This is a genomic window from Streptomyces davaonensis JCM 4913 (assembly GCF_000349325.1).
GTDB classification, from domain to species: Bacteria; Actinomycetota; Actinomycetes; order Streptomycetales; family Streptomycetaceae; genus Streptomyces; species Streptomyces davaonensis.
In genome coordinates, this window is record NC_020504.1 from 2,278,997 (window position 1) to 2,299,892 (window position 20,896).

At 69.3% G+C, this 20,896-nt stretch carries 13 protein-coding genes; 5 read left to right on the forward strand and 8 right to left on the reverse strand.

The window, feature by feature from the left end:
• Positions 1-16 precede the first annotated feature (16 nt).
• From BN159_RS09990 to BN159_RS10005, 4 genes are all read right to left on the reverse strand, one after another.
• Positions 17-4,714 carry a hypothetical protein gene (locus BN159_RS09990; protein WP_157901089.1) on the reverse strand — a complete coding sequence of 1,566 codons (4,698 nt, stop codon included), beginning with the start codon at positions 4,712-4,714 and terminating at the stop codon, positions 17-19.
• A gap of 148 nt (positions 4,715-4,862) precedes the next feature.
• Positions 4,863-6,725, reverse strand: coding sequence for a hypothetical protein (locus tag BN159_RS09995; protein ID WP_015656833.1), 1,863 nt, complete (start codon positions 6,723-6,725; stop codon positions 4,863-4,865).
• Between the two features lie 40 nt (positions 6,726-6,765).
• On the reverse strand, positions 6,766-10,809 hold the full coding sequence (locus tag BN159_RS10000; protein WP_015656834.1) for a hypothetical protein: 4,044 nt from the start codon (positions 10,807-10,809) through the stop codon (positions 6,766-6,768).
• Between the two features lie 168 nt (positions 10,810-10,977).
• Positions 10,978-12,882, reverse strand: a complete 1,905-nt coding sequence (locus tag BN159_RS10005) for a CHAT domain-containing protein (protein WP_015656835.1) — start codon at positions 12,880-12,882, stop codon at positions 10,978-10,980.
• Between the two features lie 134 nt (positions 12,883-13,016).
• Here BN159_RS10005 and BN159_RS10010 point away from each other — a divergent pair, with 134 nt between their 5' ends.
• Positions 13,017-13,784 carry a hypothetical protein gene (locus tag BN159_RS10010; protein WP_015656836.1) on the forward strand — a complete coding sequence of 256 codons (768 nt, stop codon included), beginning with the start codon at positions 13,017-13,019 and terminating at the stop codon, positions 13,782-13,784.
• Positions 13,785-13,796: 12 nt separating this feature from the next.
• Here the strand turns inward: BN159_RS10010 and BN159_RS10015 are convergent, their stop codons facing one another.
• On the reverse strand, positions 13,797-14,423 hold the full coding sequence (locus tag BN159_RS10015; RefSeq protein WP_015656837.1) for a dihydrofolate reductase family protein: 627 nt from the start codon (positions 14,421-14,423) through the stop codon (positions 13,797-13,799).
• Between the two features lie 170 nt (positions 14,424-14,593).
• On the opposite strand from BN159_RS10015, the gene BN159_RS10020 reads away from it, so the two are divergent.
• A complete protein-coding gene (locus BN159_RS10020; protein ID WP_015656838.1) occupies positions 14,594-15,352 on the forward strand; it encodes an SDR family NAD(P)-dependent oxidoreductase in 759 nt (252 codons plus the stop codon).
• Between the two features lie 231 nt (positions 15,353-15,583).
• Here BN159_RS10020 and alc read toward each other — a convergent pair whose 3' ends face one another.
• The gene (gene alc / locus BN159_RS10025) at positions 15,584-16,699 is read right to left on the reverse strand and encodes an allantoicase (protein WP_015656839.1); all 1,116 of its coding nucleotides are present in this window, start codon (positions 16,697-16,699) and stop codon (positions 15,584-15,586) included.
• A 38-nt stretch (positions 16,700-16,737) separates the two neighbouring features.
• The gene (gene allB, locus BN159_RS10030) at positions 16,738-18,075 is read right to left on the reverse strand and encodes an allantoinase AllB (RefSeq protein WP_015656840.1); all 1,338 of its coding nucleotides are present in this window, start codon (positions 18,073-18,075) and stop codon (positions 16,738-16,740) included.
• 230 nt (positions 18,076-18,305) lie between these two features.
• Between allB and BN159_RS10035 the strand changes: the two genes are divergently transcribed.
• Both BN159_RS10035 and BN159_RS10040 read left to right on the forward strand, forming a co-directional pair.
• Positions 18,306-19,100: an IclR family transcriptional regulator gene (locus BN159_RS10035; RefSeq protein WP_015656841.1), complete on the forward strand. Its 795-nt coding sequence runs from the start codon at positions 18,306-18,308 to the stop codon at positions 19,098-19,100.
• Positions 19,097-19,771, forward strand: coding sequence for a DUF6304 family protein (locus BN159_RS10040; protein ID WP_015656842.1), 675 nt, complete (start codon positions 19,097-19,099; stop codon positions 19,769-19,771). Before BN159_RS10035 ends, BN159_RS10040 begins: the two co-directional genes overlap by 4 nt.
• Here BN159_RS10040 and BN159_RS10045 read toward each other — a convergent pair.
• Positions 19,768-20,079 carry a DUF5955 family protein gene (locus BN159_RS10045; protein ID WP_078598776.1) on the reverse strand — a complete coding sequence of 104 codons (312 nt, stop codon included), beginning with the start codon at positions 20,077-20,079 and terminating at the stop codon, positions 19,768-19,770. The two genes, BN159_RS10040 and BN159_RS10045, sit on opposite strands and share 4 nt — an antisense overlap.
• Positions 20,080-20,268: 189 nt before the next feature.
• On the opposite strand from BN159_RS10045, the gene BN159_RS10050 reads away from it, so the two are divergent.
• The gene (locus BN159_RS10050; protein WP_015656844.1) at positions 20,269-20,868 is read left to right on the forward strand and encodes a nucleotidyltransferase family protein; all 600 of its coding nucleotides are present in this window, start codon (positions 20,269-20,271) and stop codon (positions 20,866-20,868) included.
• The last annotated feature ends 28 nt before the right edge of the window (positions 20,869-20,896 follow it).

Below are 20,896 nucleotides of genomic sequence, written 5' to 3' on the forward strand. Positions count from 1 at the left end.
GCGCCTGGCGACGTTGTCAGAGCAGGCCGATTCCGAAGGTCTCCTCCTCCGGGATGTGGGTCAGCAGCCGGATACGAGGGCCGCGCCGGCCGTCCTCCCCCTGGCGTGACGCAACATGCTGAAGCCGTTCGGCGATCTGATGGGCTGTCCGGCCGAAGGCGACCGCATGGGCGAGGGCCGTGCGGCGCCAGCTGCCGTCCGGATCGGAGCCAACAGGGCCGGAGGCCAGCACGGCGGGGACGTAGCCGAGCAGGTGCAGCTGGAACGCGAACAGGTCGCGCAACTGAGCCTCGTTGCCGTCCGCCGTCTCCTGCGGCAGCGCGTCCAGCACCACCAGCGGAGGCGGTTGCCGCCGCTGGGCGCACAGATTGCGTACGGCGCTGTCCACGTCCTCCGGGCGAATGGACCGGGCGCTGCCCGGCAGGCGCAGGGCCGCTCCCTGATCGAAGGGGCGCATCTCGCCGTGCAGGAGGATCACGTCGACGGGCCTGTTCCCCGCGACGCCGAGGGGCTCCGGCGAGAGCAGGAAGTCCTCCGTCGCCCGCCAGACCAGCGCCCCGCCGACCGTGTCCGACGGCAGCGCCCCGGCAGACTCGAGCCCCGGGCGGGGCGCGGAGCCGACGGCATCGCCCTGAACGTCCACCTCGATCTGGGTAACCGGCCGTTCCTCGGCGGCGGCGAGTACGGCCTGCCGCAGATGGGCGGGTACCTCTCCGCGTGCCTCGCGCTGATAGGCCGCCCACGCTTTGCGCCAGGACTCGTCGGCCTTGCCGGTGGGCAGTCCCGGGCCCTCGTACCGGCCGAGCCGACGCAGCGCGAACTGGAGGTTGCGGCGGCGTGCCTCCTCCAGCAGCGGCGTGTCGAGCATTTCCGCCAACGCGTCGGCAGGGATGCCGACGTCGGCGCCGTTCCTGGCGGCGTGCAGGTGCCAGACGGTGGGCACATCGGTGTCCGTGGTCAGCCGCAGGAGTTCAGCGGCCTCCTCGGCCGCCTTGCGACGCTGCCTGCGCGACTTGTGCTGGGCGCGGGCAATGAGGTCGGCGGCGCGCAGCGTCACCCGCTGGGCCGGGTCGTGGTCCTCCGCCTTGGGCAGGGGGTCGGGCAGCGGTTCCGCGGGCAGCAGGCGGTGCAGTCGCAGCCAGGTGGCGTGCACCAGGCGGTTGTCCGGGCCCAGCCAGTGGGCGGCCGTGCGCATCGCGGTGGCCGACCGAGGGCCCCCGCCGAGCATGAGCGTGTGCAGTTCCGCTCTCCACAAGGCCGCCAGCCCGGCGGGCCGACCGGTCTCGTCAGCGTCGGAGCGGTCCCGGTCCAGCAGCCGCTCGAACGCGTCGATCCGTGCCCTTTCGGTGATCAGCGGCTTCTCGGCGATGGTCGCGTACAGCCGTGCCTGCTCGGCCAGGAGCATGAATCGGCGGTTCGGTCCGGGGATGGACTCCAGTGCCGTGGTCACCGTCGCGAGGTGATTCCTGACCTCGCCGACCGGCCCGCACACCAGTGCGTGCAGACCGTAGGAGAGCCATTCGGCCGCGGTGGGCGGGGTACCGGAACGTCCTGGTGCGTCCCGGCGGGACCGCAACTGGGTCCGCCAACGCCGCAGCACGGTCTCGGCTTCCTCGAAGCGCCCCCAGCGGTGCAGCAGTGCGCACTCGGCGCCGTTCATGGCCGTGCCGGCCGCGCCGGGAAGGTCTTCGCGCAACGGCTCGGACCGTGAGATCCACTGGTCCGCCCGCCCCAGATCGCCGGCGACGGACAGCGCCGTGCCGGCCCGCAGGGCCATCACGGACAGGCGTCGCTCGTCGTCGGAGGCTCGCCCCATGGCCATACGGGCGTAGCTCTCGGCCTGTTCGAGTTCGAGCATCTGCGCACTCGCGCGGGCCAGCACCATCAGCGTCTCGAAGGCAAGTTCCGGCTCCATCTGCCCCGACACGGCGGGCAGGGTGACCTCCCGCAGCAGCCGCTCGGCCTCCTCGGCTTCGCCCACGAGCAGTTGCGACCTGGCCTGGAGCAGATCCGCTCGCAGTGCGTCGCGGCTGAAACCGGAACGGGTGGACGGTTCGGCCGTCAGCGGCAGCCCGGAACGCAGCTCCGCCTCGGCAGCCGCGAGCCGCACCCAGTCCTCCACGGGGGCCGGAATCGTCTCCAGCCGGCGTTGCCAAGCCCGTACCAGATCGGGGCGGTCCGCCAGGTCCCAGTCCTGCATGGCGTAGCGAGCCACGAGCCGGGCCTGGGGAGCCTCCCCCGAGACTGCCGCGTCGAACATGGCGGCGAAGGCACGGTCCGCCTCGGCATGGCTGAAGTGGGCCTGCTCCTGGGTGCGTCCGATCCTCACCTGGCAACTGGCCAGCAACAGTTGGGCATCGGCGACCCACAGATCCTGCAAGGCGTGAGCGGGACCGTCGTCGGCCTGCCGTGTCTTCTCCAACAGGCTGTGCAGCAACGCGTACGCCTCGCGCACAGGTGCCAGTCCCTCACGCAGTTCCTCGTGCAACCGCAGGGCAGCCGTGATGACATCGACCCGCAGCCGGTCCTGTCGGACGGGCGGCCGGTCCGGACAGGTCATATCGGTGCGGCGTCCCACCAGCTTCAGATACCGCTCCACGTCGAACCAGCCGGGCCTGCCGCCGTACAGCACGGCGTGCAGCTCGCCATAGGCACGTTCCAGTGCGATGTCGTACCAGAGCTGAAGCGGCATGACCCGCGGATCGGGCAGGCCGAGTCCGTCGCGTTCGCTCTCCGGGCTCTCCAGGTCGGCGCTGAGCAGCCGGTCGGCGAGGTCGATCACGGTCGCGAAGTCGCCGCGCTGCCAGGCCAGCGCGACCTGCCGGTGCCAGGTCTGCGCGACGCCGTCGAGGAACGCGTCGTGGTCGCTGTGCCGGTCCACGGCGGAGTGGAGCTGGTGGTAAACCTGTTCGGCAACCCAGCCCGCCGTTTCCTCGGCGCTGCCGGCTTGTTGGGCGAGGCCGGCGCAGCGACGGGCGGCGTCCCGGTGGAACTGGCGCCAGGCCGGCCCCTCCTCGGAGCGCATCGTCCGGCGCAGTTCGCGCCGCACGTTGACATGCACGTCCAACCGTGTGTCCTTGGCCCTGATCCACGCCGAGCGCCTGGCATAGCCGATCAACCGGTCCCACAGATCCCTCGGATCCTCCGGTTCGTCCGCACCGGCCCGGTTGCTGTCCGCGGACAGCAGGGGTACGAGGACCTTCAGGAAGTACTCGTAGGTGGGATGGCGAGCGACCGCGCAGTACTTGAGGGCATTACGTGCGTAATCGTCCTTGATGTAGCTCAGTTCCCGGTCGACGACGAACAGATAGAGCGAGTCGCCCGCGGTCGGTAGCTTGTCCGGGGAGCCGGCCAGCAGAGCGAGGACGAGCGGGTTGAAGGCCGGTGAGCCCTCGATGTCCTGCTCGCACACAGCGACTATCCGCTCCGCCTGATCGGCGGCGATGCCCCGCAGCCGGAGATACGTCTGCGCCTCGTGGGCCGTGAACGGCTTGAGCTCGAGAGCGCGCCACGGTAGGTCGCGGAAGGCCGTGCGGAAGACCTCCTGCTCGGTGACGTCGGCCCGGCCCGACAGCACCACACGCAGCCAGGGCACTTGACGGACGAGCTCGCTGAGCATCCGCAGCAGCGCGGCCATCTCCTCCTCGGGGGCCTGCAACAGCTCGTCAGTGGTGTCCAGACAGAACAGGACGGGTTCGCGGTGGGCGATGTCGTTCAGGGCGTCGGCGAACTCGGAGACGATGGACGTCGGCAGGGGGACGGCATTCCATCGCTGAAGAGGTGTGTTGCCCGGCGGATCGAATTCTTGATCCAGTTCCCGGCGGCGGTGCCCATAGCTCCTGAGGAAGGCGTCCATGCGCCGAATCCTGTGCCTGCGGTCGAGGACCTGTGCCTGCTCGAGGAACCGCTCGGCGGCGTTGACCAGCAGGAGTTCCGGTAAGTCGAGCAGACGCTGGGACACCATGGTCTGGGCGTCCAGGACGGCGGAGATCACGGGCGGGTGCTGTTGGATTCCGAACCGCGAGACCAACCAGGCGAGTTGGGTGCTCTTGCCCATGCCGCCGCTGGCGTGCAGGTGAATGACGCGGGGCGGCCCGGCCGGGATGCCGTCCGGGACCCTGCCGACAGGCGGGGGTACCGTGCCGTGGACCGCCGACTCCAGGATGCCCTCGACATCGCGGCGCGAGACATAGTGCCTGGTCTGTTCGAAGTACTCGTGCAGCCCTTGGCTCATCTCCAGTCGGCGTTCCGCCCGCTCGCGGCGCCGCAACAGGTCGGAATCGAGGGTGTCCGCAGCGAATCTGCGCAGATCGTCCGGAGCGATGGCTTCCGCGAGTTTGCGGCACACCGCGAAGTCGGCCACGTTCTCGAACGCCGGGTACCACTTGTCGAACTCCTCGCCCGCCTCCCGGTGTCTGCCGGCGAGCACCAGAAGCCGCAATCGCTCGACCATGGCGGTGTTTCCGTCGGCGCGGGTCAGATGAGAGGCCAGCCGGGCGGCCGTCTCGGCCATCGCGGCCGGCAGTCCCTCGGCCGTGAAGGCCTCCCGGTCGTCCTTCCACCAGGCGGCCCAGGCACCTTTGCGGATCACGCCGTTGAGCTGATACCACCCGGCTTCGGCGGGATACGCGGCGAGTACCCGCCGCATCTCGTCGAAGGAGTAGTCCAGACCGTCGGTGGCGACGACGAAGACGGGTTCGCTGAGGCACGTCATGAGGCTGCAACGCTTGAGAACCTCGTAACGCACCGGCTTGTGTTCCCGCGAGTCACTGAAGTAACGGAACGCCTGGTCGTAGTCGTCATTCCCGGCGGCGGATACACGTTCTGTCCGTTCCATTCGCCTTGCGCCCCCCTTCTTCGTCTCAGCCGATCCTGGCCAGTGCGGTGTCGCACACGTCCTTCAAAAGCTGCGGGCCGAAGTCTTCCGCAATCGTGCCGAGTTTCTCTCTCACCAACGCGCGCCACTCCGGCATGTCGTGCCAGTCGTAACCCATTCGTGTGCCCAACTCCCGCAAAAGCGGACCGCCATGATGTGCCGACCAGCGCTGGAGCGTGATGTAGTGGCGCTCCACCACGAACCCGGTGAGCAGATCGTCGGTCCGATCGTGGTGCGGGTTCTTGGCCGTCGCCACGACGGTGATGGCACTGTGGCTGTGCAATGCGGGTTTGAACAGCTTCTTCACCAGATACCGGGCCACGGGGCGCACCCTCTCGTTCTCCACAAAATGGTCGAGAGCCAGTACGAGGTGGGTGTCGGGCGGTGCGGCCTTGACCAGCAGTTCCATCGCGGCGCCGACCAGTTCGTCCCGAACGGGACTGACTCCGGTGTGATAGCCGCCGTCGCGCAGGACGTTGCGGCGTTCCCGTTCGACCAGTGCCTCCACAGCGGCAAGCTCGCCGTCGATGTGCCAGCCGCCTTGGCGATCGCTGTGCGTGCGCACGCCCTCGGTCAGCAGCGCCACCGTCTCCAGGACGACGTTCTCGGCCTGTGGCATGTCCTGTGCCGCCCTCAGTGGTTTGGTACTGCCGAGGCGACCGAAGTCCAGGTAGAGGGCGCGGGCCCCCGGCCGCTCCTCCCAGACACGCATGGTGGAGAGGAGGAACCAGGTGGTGCCCATCTTGTCGTCCGGCTCGCCACCGGAGAGCACGATCAGTTGACTGACGTCGGCCCCCGACTCCAACTGTTCCAGTGCCGTCCTGCGTTGACCGACCCGGTCGGTGGCCCGCTCCAGGCTCCCGTACAGATCGGAGGGCGACGGCGGCGGGGGTGCGGAGGGCTGCGGTAACACCAGATCGGGTCGGCAGTTGACGGTCACGGCAGCGGACACCGACGAGTCGGCCTCCGTGGCGGACCGGACCGCCACATCAAGGCTCTCGCCGTCGATCAGCGCGCCGTACAGCTTGGTCAGCGACGCGCACAGATCGCGCTCGGGGTCCGACTCCGGTTCCGGTGTCAGCGATACCACGGCGGGTACGGGTGTCAGGGCATCTGCCCGCGCATAGGGCTCCAGCAGCCGGTGTGCCTCGTCACGAGCCTCGTCGTTGCTGGAGACCACCAGCCGGACGGAGGACAGATTGAGCCCGCCGAGCTCGTGCGCCCCGTCTTTGAAGAGTGTTCGCGCAGCGCTGCCGGCCAGGTGGAGCACTTGGGGTTTGCTGGCCTTCACGGTGTCGGCAAGCACGCTGTGACTCACTGGCCCTGGGAGCACGTCGACCTCCCACCGTTCGGCGTGCGCATGAACCGCGTCATGCACAGCGACATCCTCGTGCCACGGAGGATCGTCCGCCGCCCCCCGTTCCACGTGGGAATCCACCCCCACGACCAGTACCCGCACCGGGAGATCACCGAACGACAACTGCCCACCCGATTGAAAACTGCCGGGGCCGACAGCGGTGCGCAGCACGCTGGGCGCGGCCGAATCCTGTGCGAGCGCCGTCTCCCGCGCCAGAGCCTCCCAGTCCAGCGCGCGCAGCTCCGGCTCATGCAGACGCAGCATCAACGCGCCGGGATCGTCCCCGTCGCCGACGTCCTCCGCCACGAGCTCCCGAACCGACTCCCACAGGGCTTGAGGCCCGCCAGGGTCCGTCAGGGCCAGTGGCATGTCGATATCCTTCGACCCTTTGTGCTCAACACCGCTCTCCCGGACAAACGACCTCTCGACGGAGTAGGCCGCCGAAGCGGTCTCTCCGGCAGCTTTGATCCTCAGGTGGACGACGTGCGTCATTCACCCACCCCCCACAATCCGCGCACTTTATCGGTGGAACCTATGACTCACCTGAAAGATCCCTGAAATCCTGCTCCACCTGACCGTCGTCGGCGAGTTTGCGCAGCAGGCCTTCCGGATCCAGCGCACCGGGCACCGGCTCATTCCCTTGTGCGAAAAGGACTTCACGAACGCGCCCGCACAGCTCCTCCACGGTGGCCGGGACCACCCCACGCTCCGAACGGTCGCGCCGCCACGACACACTGTCCGCATCCCGCTGCCTCAGGATGTGTGCTCCGGTGAGCCGGCCGAGCAGCGCCGCGTACATATGATGCGCGGGAGTGCTGCGCTTCAAGCTCTCGTGTTCGCAGGCAAGTTGGTCGTCGCCTATACGTCGATGGCAGGCACCTATGTCCATGGGCGTGCCCTGGGCGTAGAGCAGTCTGAGCGCCTTCAGTTCATAGTCCCTGGCCGCCTGCATGGCGGAGTGCCCGGCCCGTTCTCCGTTCAGCTCGATCGCCCGGGCGGCCTGCTCCCGCTTGATCCGGGCGCGGGCCGAGTCGGTCATGGCCTGGACGATGACGTCTCCGGAGTGTTCGACCTCTCTCAGACAACTGACCAGTTCGTCGTCGTACTTCTCCAACTCGTCCCGGTCTCCGCTCACTCGGTCGTCCAGCGCCAACAAGCAGCCCTCCACGGTGTGCAGATGCCTCTCGACGTTGTCGGGGCCCTCCAGGACCAGGTACTGGCCGAGCCGTTCGTGATCGGCACGGGCCAGCCGCAGATGGCGCATCTGCGCGGTCTCGTCCGCCGCGGCCTCGGCCAGCAGTACGTGGGTGTCGCGACGTATGGTGAACAGCTTCTTGCGCAGGATCTCTCCGTCGGCCCAGCGGCTGTGAACCGCGTCGCGGAAACGGACGTCGGCCAGCGCCTCGAAAGCGAGCGGGATGCGGTTCAGCGCTTCGGACAGTTTTCCCTCGTCGACCATCACCCGCAGCAACTCGACCTCGACCGCGTCGGCCACGAGGCTGGATCTGGTGCCCGAGTCGCAGAAATTGAGGTAGTCGAGGGCGACATCGCGGGCCACGCTCAGTCTGCCGGTGTCCCTGAGGCCGCTGAGGATCCCGACACTCATGGCCATGGCCAGGGGCGAGTTGTCCACGACGGGATCACCGGGCCCCTTCCCGAGGAGCACGGACAGACCCGGACGATCGCCTCTGTCAAGCGCCTTGAACACGCTGCCCAGGCGCTGGGCCATCTTGAACTGGTCCGACCCCTTGTCCCTTATATCGGCGGTGACTCGCTCCAGTTTGCGCACCGTGTCGTCCAGGCCGCGGGGGCCTCTGCGTGACCGGGTCATACCGACGGCGACGAAGTGGAGCCATGTCTCCCAGTCACTTGCGCGCTCCAGATAGGGCATCGCCTCGGGTATCAGCCGCTGCACGTCGGCCGTTCTGCCGTGGGTCCGGTGCCTGAGAGCCACCTTCACCCGGCCGGCGGTGTGCCGGATGGCGATGCGGTCCACCTCGGCCCGCAGCGAGCCGTCCGTGTCCAGCCAGGTCTCGTGGACGCGCCGTACCGCCTTTGCGACCGCGGGCTGCATCCGTATCTTCACCTGCATCCCGTCCGCCCAGTCGACAAGGCAGGCGTCGGCCAAGGACGCGAGCAGGCGGCGGAGTTCGTCCTTCTCCTCGCTCGCCGACGACGCCTCACCTTCGGTTCCCTCCGGATCCGGGACTTGGCCGACGGGGCTCTGCCGATGGCCGCGCAGCCCCGCCCACACCTCGGCGAGCAGGCCCGGCGCGCAGTCGTCGTCCGGATGCAGCACCCGGTGCCGGGAGCTGAGCCAGGACAGGGCGAGGAGCAGCAGATGGCGCGGATCACGGCGCGGGATGCACCGCAGCGCGCCTACCGCCCACTCCTCGATCAGCCGCCAGTCGTCGGGAATCGGCTCGGTGGTGTCCTGCCCCAACGCATCGCCGTCCACGGTCGCGAGGTGTTGCAGCCGTTCCGTGCCGTCGGGCTCCGACGCCACTTCGTCGGCGTAGCGCAGCAGGCCGGGATGTCCCTCGGCGCGCGCGAGCACATTGTGCACGAGCTTGCGCTGGTCCTCGCCGGCCATGTCCCGGGAGGCCGCTGTGATAATGCCGCCGAGGTCAGGGAGGCTCTGGGCGTACAGGAACGCCTCGGCCGGGGACAGGAGAGGGACGGGAACATCGGGCATCCGCCGCTGGTCGAGGTGGAGCGGCAGCGGGCTGGTGATCAGCAGCCGGGATCCGGGCGCCCGGTGAGCGGTCATCGCGTTGATCAACCGCTGCCAGTGCGGGTCGAGCCAGGGGCCGACCGCCGCGGGGTCGTGGCCGTTGGCGGCGGGCGTCCCCAGCTCCCGGGGCTTTTGCGCGATCAGGTTTCCCACGTCGCGGAGGAAGAACAGGAAGTACTCGGTGTTGCTGTTCGTCAGGCGTTCGTCGATGTCGTTGCACAACCGCTCGAAGGCGGTGTCGTCGGCGAGGAAGTCCCCCAGCTGCTTCTGCGTGGGCACGCGCTCCTCGCGGATCTCGAACGCCCGCCGTATCGCGGACTGCTCCAGCAGGAGGCCGACGAACCCACACAGAGCTTCCCAGGGCTCGGCATCCATCTGTCTTTCCTTGGGTGGGTACTCCACGACGTGCCGGTAGCGGTGGGTGTACAGGCTGATCAGCTCGCGAGCACAGGCCTCCTTGCCGACGCCTGTCATACCGTGCAGGACGGCGCCGTTGGCCTCGCCGGCGCCGATCCGGGCGAAGATCTCGCTGGCCTTCCACATCGGGTCGTGATGGCCGATGAGGCTGCTCGCGGGGTGCTGGAGCGTCGGCGGATCGGCTCTGGAAAGCGTCGGAGGCTCCACGACCAGCCCGCAGGCGTCGGCGCCGTAGATGACGGGTGCGGCGAGGTCGAGCGTCTTCAGCGTCCGGCACTCGGCAAGCGCCGCGCCCACCGCCCGGGGAAGGGTCAAGCCCTGCGTGAGCAGATAGTCGTACACCTTGGTGATAAAAGCGACCGCAGCCTGGTCGCCGATCCGGTGCCGGAAGGCCAGTACGGCGCAGCCGAGGCTGCGGGCCAGCTCCACAGCCAGTCCGTCGCCGTCCGGCCCTGGGCTCACCGACGTCCGGGGTTCCGGCGCGAGATGCGAGGGGATGCGGAACATCTCCAACTGGTCCGCGATCGACGGGCTGCTGGCCGGCCTCGTGGTGATCACGGCGAGCCGCAGCCGCCGGTGATTGCCCCCGGTCGCCAGCATCTTGACCAGTTCTCGGGCGCTCAAGGGCGACTTCGTGCCGACCACACCGGTGCGGGAGACCGCCGACCAACTGCCGGCAACTCCGCGATCGGCCAGGTGAAGGATCATCTGCCAGCGACCCGAGTCTCGCCGGTTGTCGGAGCGCTTGGCGCTCTGCACATGGTCCTTGAGCTGATCGTGTGTCACATGGTACGAGAGCGTTCGCGTCGTGATGTCCAGGCCGCTGCCGTCGGCGGCGATGTCCCGCACCTTGGCGAACACCTGTGACTGCTCGGCATGCAGGTCCAGCGGCTCACCGGCCTTGGTGCGGTTGAAGACCCCCACGAGATGTAGCGGGGCGTCGGCCTCCACCCGGCCGGCCGGGTCCACCCTGGACGAGCCTCCCGCCGCCACGTCGTGGACGAAGGTGAGTTCGCGGTCCACCAGGGAGCCGTGGGCGTCCGCCGCGAGGAGGAGCGGGTAGCCGAGCACTTCCCGTTCCGGGCCGTCCGGATTCAGCCGGATCAGTACCGTCGAAGGCCGCCCCACCGGCAGCCTGTCCCAGATCTCCTGGGTGAGCACCGAGGTGCGCAGCCAATGGCCCAGTCGTCGCAGCGTGTTGGCTTCCCCGGCCTCGTCGAGCCGGGTGTGCCGCATGAACTTGTGCAAGTCGATGAGGAAGCCGTAGTTCTCGGGGTGGCTCTCCGCACTCGCTCCCAGATCGACCAGGGACTCATGCTGTTCCCCCGACCCGCCCCTACCGCTGATCCGCCACCGCCATTGCGGTCCGTTTTTGCCCTTGCTGAAGTCCAGGACTTCAAGTAAGGCGTCGTAATCCCCCGACACGTTCTCAGTCCCCCTAAGAACCCCGCGCATATGCCAGTGCAGAGCAGAGTAGACCCATGCAGGCCTCGTGCGCCCCGCACTGGCGGAGAATTACGCCGGCTCTTGACGACGGCTCGTTCGGGGTCGATCTCGCGACGCAATAGATCGAATGTGAATGCGAATTCGATCTCAGTGCTCGCGGATCCACGTTTCCAGTTCCTCCGCCGTCCCGGCATGACCCTCCGCGTCCATCAGAAGACCGGGGCTGCCGAAGGTCCGGCGCAGGACCTTGCTCGCCAGCACGGACGTGCGCGGGTCCCGTGCCAGTGGCCCAAGTCGGGGAAGAGCGCGCAGAATCTCCACCATCTCCCCGTCCGTCAGCGGAGGCAGCGCCATGCGAGGCAGCACGGGGGCAAGGTCCGGCAAGTCCATCCGGGAGGTCAACAGAATTCTGCTGGGACCCTCCGCCATGGCGAATTGTTCGACCAGGCCGGCGAAACGGAGATCTTGAGCAATCGCCCGGTCGGCGGCGTCGAGCACGAGGAGAAGTCGGAGAGTCGTCGATTTGTCGATCAATTTCGACCATTGCGACGCACGGGCGAGCCCGCCGAGCCCCGGCGCCTGAATGATCAGATTCCGCAGGAGTTCGTGGAACGGGTCCTCCGAGGACGGGGAGATCGCCTCCTTCCAGGCCGGTCTCGGATGCCAGAGGATCACGTCGAAGGACTCGCGGTGATCGTGCGCCAGCAGCGACGCGCACGTCGTCGCGCCCATGCCTTCCTCGCCATGAATCACGGCGCCTCGCGCTCCACTGCCCACCGCGAGCGCGCCGCTCGCCTCCGTCATCTCCCGCAGACGTCCGACAAAGGAGCGCGGCCAGTCCGGAAGCGCGCCGACGCCGGGACTCGGGAGACCGCGCATGGGTCCCCGCGTCATGGGGCGATCGGGCAGCCGCAGGGTCCGGGCGGCGCCACCGAAGAGCACGGGCGTCGCCGCGGCGAACATCGGGGTGCGGTGTTCGGTGAGTTTTACGTCGTCGGCTGAGTCAACGAGCGCGTTGTGCAAGGCCTGGGGAAGCGTGTGGTCGTGGCGCAGGAGATGGGTGTAGAGGCGTACGGCGAAGGCGCGGGCGAAGTGATTGGTGACGGGGAAGCGCATGGCGACGACGGCACAGCCCAGGCGCTCGGCGACGGAGGCGGCCAGGGAGGTGAGGGCGGAGGCCGGGGCGGGCCGGCCATCGCCCCCCTCGTCTTCGGTCTGGCCGCCCGACCAGCAGGCGGAGAGGAACACCAGTCGGGTGCGGCCGCACGCCGGGTCCAGAATGTCGACGAGATCGGGTGTGCCGACCTCGTCCGCCGTGCCGTCGGCGCACTCGAGGTACAGGCGACCGGGTCGCCCGTGGGCCACGACATGGAGGACATCCCAGCCCGCGGGTTCACGCAGCATGCCACGCAGGGTTCGGCGGCTCACCCCGAACTGCCTCGTCCGCAGCTCCACGGGGACGGCGGCGTCGCGTCCGCCGGCCGCCAGATCGAGCAACTCGGCGCGCAGGAAGGCCCGGTGCGCTCCCAGGTCCACGGGAGCGGTCGTCTGGGGCAGGCTGAACAGGGCAAGCATGCGCAGGTGCGGCGGCAGGGTCGGGGGCGAGTCGGCGGCCGCCGGGGACTCGGGTCGCACCCCGCGCACAAAGACCACTCCGTGCAACGACAGCGGGATGTCGTCGACGAGCGCAAGCTCCCACGGCAGCATCTCGAAGTCGCGTAAGTCCGGGGGCAGTTGGCACTCCACCACAACCGGCCCCAGTGCCTTGAGACGACCCGCCATGTCGCCCAGTCCGGTCCGGGTGATCCTCTCGGCGCAGGCCCGCACCGCCTCCTCCAGGGCCCCGGTGCCCGCCTTCGCCCTGCGTAGCTCGTCGATCCTGGCCGGCAGCGCGTACAACACGTCCAGTTCTTCCGGTGCGTCGAGTCGCACCTCGGTGAACTCGGTGCCTGCGGCACCCGGCCGTTTCAGCGACCAGATCCACCAGTTCGGCCGACCGCTCGCCGGATCGAGGTCATAGTGAAGGATCTCGAGCACCGCGGATCGCTCCATGCCAGGACGCGTTCCTTTCTGTGCACATCACGACAACTTCAACTCGCTTTTACCCAAGTTGTATTGATGCACCGTCAAACGCCCTACGCTACGTCATCCACGACGCTGGCCGACACCACAGCGGGGGGACCGCGATGCCCAACGGCCGTTACAGGAAGTACATCGAGCATGTCCGCGCCGACCTCGCCATGGAGCCGTCCTGGCCTCCGTCCGCCGACCGGCAACTCGGTGATGTGGGTGTGTTCCGGAAGGGACACTTCGAGCGCAAGGGCACGCTGGAGACATTGTTCGGTCTGACGGTCAAGCCTCGCCCCGTCAAGAACAGGGCCACGGACTACCACGGTGATTCCAAGGGCACGGTGCGTGTACACCACAACTCGGCCATCGGAGCCGGAGCCGCGCTCGTCACGGCCGACGGCTCACTCGTCCTGGAGTTCGGCAAGGCGGACTCGGTTCTCTTCCACGCGGCGGGCTGCCGGACCGAGGAGATCGACCGTATCGAGATCGTCGAGAAGCTCATGAAGGAACTGCACGGCAAAGGCGAGTGGCCGCGCAAACAGGTCGTGATCACCGAGGTCACTCACGCCAGGCGCACCACGGCCGTCATGTGCAGCAAGCGCAACGACCGCATTGCCCTGCGCGCCGCGGCCGATCCCGGCGTCACCGGCCTCGATCTGCTCACCGCCGCCGGCGGAGTTCAGTGGACGGGGGGCTCGGCGGCCAGCCTGCAAGTCCTGTCGGAGGGCCGACTCACCCCGCTCTACAAGGCTCGGGGCATGATCCGACACCTGTTCGGGGCCGACGAAGCCGGGTTCCTGGACGACGTGGAGGACGTCGAGGGCGACGACGCCGAGTGGTACGTGGACGAAGTGAGCAGCCTGGACTTCGACGCCCTCCCGTGAGGCGGCGGGCGGTCAGGCGTCCTCGGGGAGCCCGAACGTGCCGTACTCCGGCTTTCCCGCCAGGTCGTACGACTGGATGGAGACTCCCTTTGAGGTGACGCTGCCGCCGGTGTTGCGGAAGGCGGTCGGGGTGGTGCCCTCGGGGAAGAGGCGGTGGCCCGTGCCCAGTACGACCGGGAAGGTCAGCAGGTGCAGCGTGTCCAGGACGCCGGTGCCCAGCAGGGAATGGACGAGCGCGCCGCTGCCGTGGATCTGGAGTTCGCCGTCGGTGCGCTCCTTCAGGGCGGTCACCTCCTTGGCGAGGTCGCCGTCGATCACGGTGGTGCCGGCCCAGTCCGGGTCCGTGAGGGTGGTGGAGGCGACGTACTTCGGCAGCGAGTTCAGCCGTGAGGCGACCGGGTCCTCGGGGTCGGTGACCTTGGGCCAGTAGCTGCTGAAGATGTCGTAGGTACGGCGGCCGAGGAGGAAGGCGCCGGCGCGGTCGAAGACGCCGCTGATGAACCGGCCGAAGTCCTCGTCGTCGTACGGAAAGACCCAGCCGCCGTGTTCGAAGCCGCCGCGGCTGTCCTCCTCGCGGCCGCCGGGGGCCTGATAGACGCCGTCGAGGGTGACGAAGATGGTGGAGACGAGCTTGCCCATGAGGGGTGCCGCCCTTTCCAGGGATATGGGGTCGTTCTGTCATCAGGTCAGACCCCACCGGCACCCGCAACTCATCGGCCGTCGGGCTTGTCGCCGCCCTGGGCCCTCGCAACGAGTTCCGTGTCCGTACGCCGCCAGCGTGCGGGGCGGTGGCCCGCTGTGATGGATCCATGACTACTTACGACGAAACCCTCTCCCTCGACGACAAGGTGGCCCTTGTGACCGGTGGCAGCCGGGGCATCGGGGCGGCGACGGCGGTACGGCTGGCTCGGGCCGGGGCGGATGTGGCCGTGACCTATGTGAACGGCAAGGAGGCGGCGGAGGACGTCGTCCGGGCGGTTTCCGCGCTCGGGCGGCGGGGTGTGGCGCTGCGTGCGGACTCCTCGGACGCCGGGGAGGCGGCGGGGGCGGTGGCACGTACGGCGGAGGCGCTGGGGCGTCTCGATGTGCTGGTGAACAACGTAGGTGTGGGGGTGCTCGGGCCGCTCGCCTCGCTGTCTCTGGATGAGGTGGACCGGGTGCTGGCCGTCAATGTGCGCGGGGTGTTTCTGGCGTCTCAGGCGGCTGCCGCGCGGATGCCGGAGGGGGGTGGTGGGCGGATCATCACGATCGGGACGTGCATGACGCAGCGGGTGCCGGGGCCTGGGGGGACGTTGTACGCCATGAGCAAGTCGGCGCTGGTCGGGATGACGAAGGCGCTGGCCCGGGAGCTGGGGCCCTCGGGCGTCACGGCGAACATCATCCACCCCGGGCCGATCGACACGGACATGAACCCGGCGGACGGTCCTTACGCGCCCGCGCAGGCAGCGATGACGGCACTGGGTCGCTTCGGCACGGTGGAGGAGGTGGCGGCGACGGTGGTGCATCTGGCGGGGGCGTCGTATGTGACGGGGGCGGAGTTCTCGGTGGACGGCGGTCACGCGGCCTGAGGCCGGAGAGGTTTTCGCCCCCGCCGCCCCTACCCTCCCCCAGAGGGGGGGGACCCCCACCGTCCCCTGGGGGCTGTCGCCCCCAGACCCCCGATCGGCCCTGAAGGGGCCTCGTCCTCAAACGCCGGACGGGCTAAACCCAGCCCCTCCGGCGTTTGAGGAGCGGGGTCCAGGGGGCAGAGCCCCCTGGGATGGGACGGGTAGGGGCGGCGGGGGCGAAGGAAAGGCTGGTCAGCCGCCCAGTTCCTGATGGCGGGTCTCCAGGGAACGCGTGCCCCTCTCCGTCAGGGAACCGAACAAGCGCAGGCGGGAGATTCCGCCGTCCGGATAGATGTCCACGCGCGCGTGGGTTCCCACCGCCGGGGTCGGGAGGAGGAAGCGGTGGTTCGTGTCGGGCTGGAGGCGGGTGCGGGGGACGATTTCCTGCCAGTCGCCCGACTCACCGTCACGGATCGACACCGAAGCCCAACCCGCGCTGTTCCCCTTCAGGTACGCCGTGTCGATCTCGATCGCGCGGATCTGCGACTGCGCCACCAGGCGGTACTGGATCCAGTCGTTGCCCTGGTCGCGGCGGCGGCGGGTCTCCCAGCCGTCGTCCATCTTGCGGGAACGCCCCGGCTGGATCGTGTTCGTGGCCGGGGAGTAAAACAGGTTCGACGCGTCCTCCACCTGGCCGCCGTTCTCCAGCGCCACCACGTCGAAGGTGCCCAGCGCCGCGAGCCAGGACGGGTCGGGAACCACCTCGCCGTACACCCGCAGGCGTGCGACGCCACCGTCAGGGTGCTGGTTCACCCGGACGTGGGTGAAGCGCTGCTCCACCGACACCGCGAAGCCGTTCGCCGCGTGGCCGCCCACCGGCGTGCGCGGTACCAGCGTCGTCCACTTCACGTCGTCGCCCAGCAGTTCCTCGGGTGACGGCGAGCCCCCGACCGAGGTGGCCTCGATCGACACCGCCTGCGGGTAGTTGCCCCGGAAGTGGGCCGTGTCGACCACGATGCCGCGGATCACGCCCGGCGCGCCCAGCCGCACCAGCGCCCAGTCGTGGTCCTCCGCCGTCGGCCACGGGTGCTCCGCCGACGCGCCACGTCGCCGCCGCGTCTCCCAGCCGTCCATGATCTTGCCCTTGTGCCCGAAGTGCTCGGGGTCGAACTCCGCCCGCGCGGGCACCAGCAGGTTCTCGCGCTGGGCGAAGAACTCGTCGTTGGCGGCGATGACACCGGCCCCGAGCTGCCGGTCGGCGAGGTTGGCGTACTGGGTGAAGGGGAAGTCGGCGGTGCGGTAGTCCGCGTACGGGTCACCGCCTCCGTAGGGGTTCGCGTCGCCGGTGAAACTCACAATCGCCGTCACTTCATGTGCCTTTCGGGTATCGGGGCGAAATGGATCGATCACGGGGTGCGGGTCAGCAGGCGCCCCTTCGGCTCCGTGAACTCGCCGTTCACGACCACGCGTTCGCCGCGCAGCCACGTCGACTTCACCACTCCGTACAGGGTCTTGCCCGCGTACGCCGTCACCCGGTTGCGGTGCTGAAGGGCCGCCGGGTCCACGGTGAACGTCTCGTCGGGGGCGAGGACCGCGAAGTCGGCGTCACGGCCCGCATCGATGGCGCCCTTGGTCGCGGACAGCCCCACCAACTCGGCCGTACGAGACGACATCCAGCGCACCACCTCCTCCAAGCCGTGCCCGCGCCTGCGCGCCTCCGTCCACACCGCCGCGAGGCTCAACTGGAGGCCGGAGATGCCGCCCCAGGCCGTGGAGAAGTCGTCCGTCTTCAAGTCGGCCGTCGACGGGGAGTGGTCGGTCACCACACAGTCGATCGTGCCGTCCGCCAGCGCCTGCCAGAGCAGGTCCTGGTTGGCGGACTCCCGGATGGGCGGGCAGCACTTGAACTCGCTCGCGCCGTCGGGGACTTCCTCGGCGGTCAGGGTCAGATAGTGCGGGCAGGTCTCCGCCGTGACGTGTACGCCCTCCGCCTTCGCCGCCGCGATCAGCGGGACGGCGTCCGAGGAGGACAGATGGAGTACGTGCACGCGCGCGTCCAACCGCTTCGCCTGCGCGATGAGTTGTGCGATCGCCGTGTCCTCGGCGTCCCGCGGACGCGAGGCCAGGAAGTCCGCGTACCTGGGGCCACTGCGCTGCGGTGCCGCCGCCAGGTGGTGCGGGTCCTCCGCGTGCACGATCAGCAGGCCGCCGAAGGAGGCGATCTCGGCCAGGGACCGGGCCAGCCGTTCCTGGTCCAGGTGCGGGAACTCGTCCACTCCGGACGGTGACAGGAACGCCTTGAAGCCGAACACCCCCGCCTCGTGCAGCGGGCGCAGGTCCTTGACGTTGTCGGGCAGCGCGCCGCCCCAGAAGCCGACGTCGATGTGCGCCTTGTCGGCCGCGACTTGCCGCTTCACCCGGAGGTTGTCGACCGTCGTGGTCGGCGGGAGGGAGTTGAGCGGCATGTCCACCAGCGTGGTGATACCGCCGGCCGCTGCCGCGCGCGTCGCGGTCCAGAAGCCTTCCCATTCGGTCCGGCCGGGGTCGTTGACGTGCACATGGGTGTCGACCAGGCCAGGGAGCAGGACGTCGTCGCCGAGGTCCTCGACCCGGGCGTTCCCGACGGAAGCGTCGTACGGCAGCACGGCCGCGATCTTTCCGGCGGAGACCGCGACGCACGCGGCCCGTGTTCCCTCCGGAGTGATGACGCGTGTCGAGCGCAGCACCAGTTCTGCTTCGGACACCGGACCCCTCTCAGCACGGAATTCAACGTTCTGTTGAAGGAGTCTTCACTCCCGCATCGGCGCCGTCAAGGGCACACTGCTGTCCAGCATCCCTCTCGGATCCACTCTGGACGTTTCCACAAAGCGGAATTAGAATTCCAGCAAGCAGAACGTAGCTACGCACAAGCTGGGAGTCAACCGGCTGGCGGGTAGGCTTCTGCCCTTCCCGCCAGCCCCGAAAGGAACGCGCCGTGCCGACGTCCAGCGCCAGCACCACCGACTCCGCCAAGTCCGCCAGCGGTGGCGTCCAGTCACTCGAGCGCGCCTTCGACCTGCTGGAGCGGATGGCGGACGCCGGCGGCGAGGTGGGCCTGAGCGAGCTGTCCGCGAGCAGCGGGCTCCCGCTGCCGACCATCCACCGTCTGATGCGCACCCTGGTGGCCTGCGGCTACGTCCGCCAGCAACCCAACCGGCGCTATGCGCTCGGCCCGCGGCTGATCCGGCTCGGCGAGTCCGCCTCCCGGCTGCTCGGCACCTGGGCACGCCCCTACCTCGCCCGGCTGGTCGAGGAGACCGGCGAGACCGCGAACATGGCACTGCTGGACGGGGACGAGATCGTCTACGTCGCCCAGGTGCCCTCCAAGCACTCGATGCGGATGTTCACCGAGGTGGGCCGACGCGTCCTGCCGCACTCCACGGGCGTCGGCAAGGCCCTGCTGGCGCACACCCCGGCCGGCGAGGTGCGGGCGCTGCTCTCCCGGACGGGCATGCCGGCCGCCACCGAGAAGACGATCACCACCGCGGACGGTTTCCTCGCGGCCCTGGAGGACGTACGCCGGCTCGGGTACGCCGTGGACGACAACGAGCAGGAGATCGGGGTCCGCTGTGTCGCGGTGTCGGTGCCCGACTCCCCCACCGCGGCCGCCATCTCCATCTCCGGTCCTGCGGGCCGGGTCACCGAGGAGACCACCGAGCGGATCGTGCCGGTGCTCCAGCAGATCGCCCAGGAGCTGTCCGAGGCGCTGGCCACCCAGAACCCCGCATGACCGGCTTAATGCGCTGGCCGGGCCGGTACACCGACCGGCACGGGTCGCAGGAGGTCGTCTTCGAGTCCGACGGCCGCGAGCTGATTCGTACGACGATCAGGGGCGTCCGCTTCGAGGGCGGGACCATGGACACACTCGGCGCGCCGACCGGGGAGCCGCCCGAGCCGATGTTCGTGCTGCGCGACGGGGATCTGTGGTCCTGCCTGCTGGAGTGGGGACTGACGATGCCCGTGGAGGTCGGGGGCGAGGGCGAGCGGATCGCGACCCTGCACTGCGCGCTGAACCTCTGGTATCCCGAGGAGACGGAGGACCTGACCGTCACCCTGCGCCTCGACGGGCGCGAACTGAGCGCCGCCCACCCCGACTTCGAGGACGCGCTGCACGAGATCGGGGCCGCGCTGCCGGTCGACACCCGGCTCAAGGCGTGCATCTCGTGCGCCTGGTCCGACTACAGTCCGGTCGGCCACAGCATGATGACCGGGCTGGCCTGTTTCCGTGACGCCAAGGATCTCTACCGGCGGTGCGACGGCAAGCACGGGCCTTGGGGCATCTTCGAGATCTGGCCCCAGCGCACCGAGTTCGTCCAGGAGACCTGGCTGTGCGAGCAGTTCGAGCACCGGACGTCGGACCGGGGCTATCGGGGGCCGTTCCCCTTCCGTGGGTGGAGCTAGGAGCGCCGCTCCCCGAACAGATCCACCGCGTTCCGTACGTCCTTCAGCCGCGGCGCCAACGCGCTCACCGAGCCGATCGCCCCGGCGATCAGCAGTAACGACCGCTGTAAGCGAGGGATCTCCGGCGCTCCGCCGATCGCCATCGCGGCCATGGCCGCGAGTTCGTCCTCCGCGATCGCCCGGTCCGGGAACTCGGCCGGGAGCGCGGCGAGTTCGCGGCGCAGCCGGGACACCGCGGTCCGCAGTTCCGCCACTCTCGGATCCTCGTTGCTGCCGGTCACCGGCCTCTGCCCCAAGCTCCGCAACACTGCTCTCCCCCCGCGCACGCGGTTGTGCGCGTCCACGTAGTGGTCCCTCCCGAGCGCCCCCTGACGTCGGTCGGGCGCCGTGGGGACGCGGGTCAGTAAACGCCACCGCCGGGCGGTGCGCCACCACGCGGACCGAAATTCAGCCCAGGGAAACCGGGCCCCGGGCACGGGGTCAGGTATGCAGGAGACATGACGCAGAACGAACAGCAGGTGGCCGGGCTGATCCTCGCCGCGGGCGGGGGCCGGCGGCTCGGCGGACGGCCCAAAGCCCTGCTCGAACACCGCGGACGTCCGCTCGTCGAACACGCGGTCGGGGTCCTGCGTACGGCCGGCTGCGTCCGGGTCCATGTGGTGCTCGGGGCGAGTGCCGCGGCCGTACGGGAGCGGGCGCGACTCGGGGACTGTGTGCTGGTGGACAACCCCGAGTGGGAGCGGGGGATGGGGACCTCGTTGCGGGTGGGTCTCGACTCGCTCGCCGGGACCGGGGCGCGGGCGGCGCTGGTCTCGTTGGTCGATCAGCCCGGGATCGGCCCGGACGCGGTGGCCCGGGTGCTCGCCGCCTATGCCGGGGAGGCGTCGCTGGTCTCGGCGGCCTACGACGGCGTACGGGGGCATCCGGTGCTGTTCGGGGCCGCGCACTGGGCGGGGATCGCGCGGGCCGCGACCGGGGATCAAGGGGCGCGTGGGTACCTGAAGGAGCATGCCGCGGCGGTCCGGCTCGTCGAGTGCGGGGACGTGGCCCGGCCGTACGACATCGACACCGAAGCCGACCTGAGCCACCTTGAGTGAGCGGGGTGGCACTGAGCGACACCTTGCC

What these genes read in the sequence shown, in the direction of transcription:
- BN159_RS09990 (WP_157901089.1), bottom strand. Translation starts at nt 4,714, where the DNA reads ATGACGTGCCTCAGCGAACCCGTCTTCGTCGTCGCCACCGACGGTCTG.
- BN159_RS09995 (WP_015656833.1), bottom strand. Translation starts at nt 6,725, where the DNA reads ATGACGCACGTCGTCCACCTGAGGATCAAAGCTGCCGGAGAGACCGCT.
- BN159_RS10005 (WP_015656835.1), bottom strand. Translation starts at nt 12,882, where the DNA reads ATGGAGCGATCCGCGGTGCTCGAGATCCTTCACTATGACCTCGATCCG.
- BN159_RS10010 (WP_015656836.1), top strand. Translation starts at nt 13,017, where the DNA reads ATGCCCAACGGCCGTTACAGGAAGTACATCGAGCATGTCCGCGCCGAC.
- BN159_RS10015 (WP_015656837.1), bottom strand. Translation starts at nt 14,423, where the DNA reads ATGGGCAAGCTCGTCTCCACCATCTTCGTCACCCTCGACGGCGTCTAT.
- BN159_RS10020 (WP_015656838.1), top strand. Translation starts at nt 14,594, where the DNA reads ATGACTACTTACGACGAAACCCTCTCCCTCGACGACAAGGTGGCCCTT.
- BN159_RS10040 (WP_015656842.1), top strand. Translation starts at nt 19,097, where the DNA reads ATGACCGGCTTAATGCGCTGGCCGGGCCGGTACACCGACCGGCACGGG.
- BN159_RS10050 (WP_015656844.1), top strand. Translation starts at nt 20,269, where the DNA reads ATGACGCAGAACGAACAGCAGGTGGCCGGGCTGATCCTCGCCGCGGGC.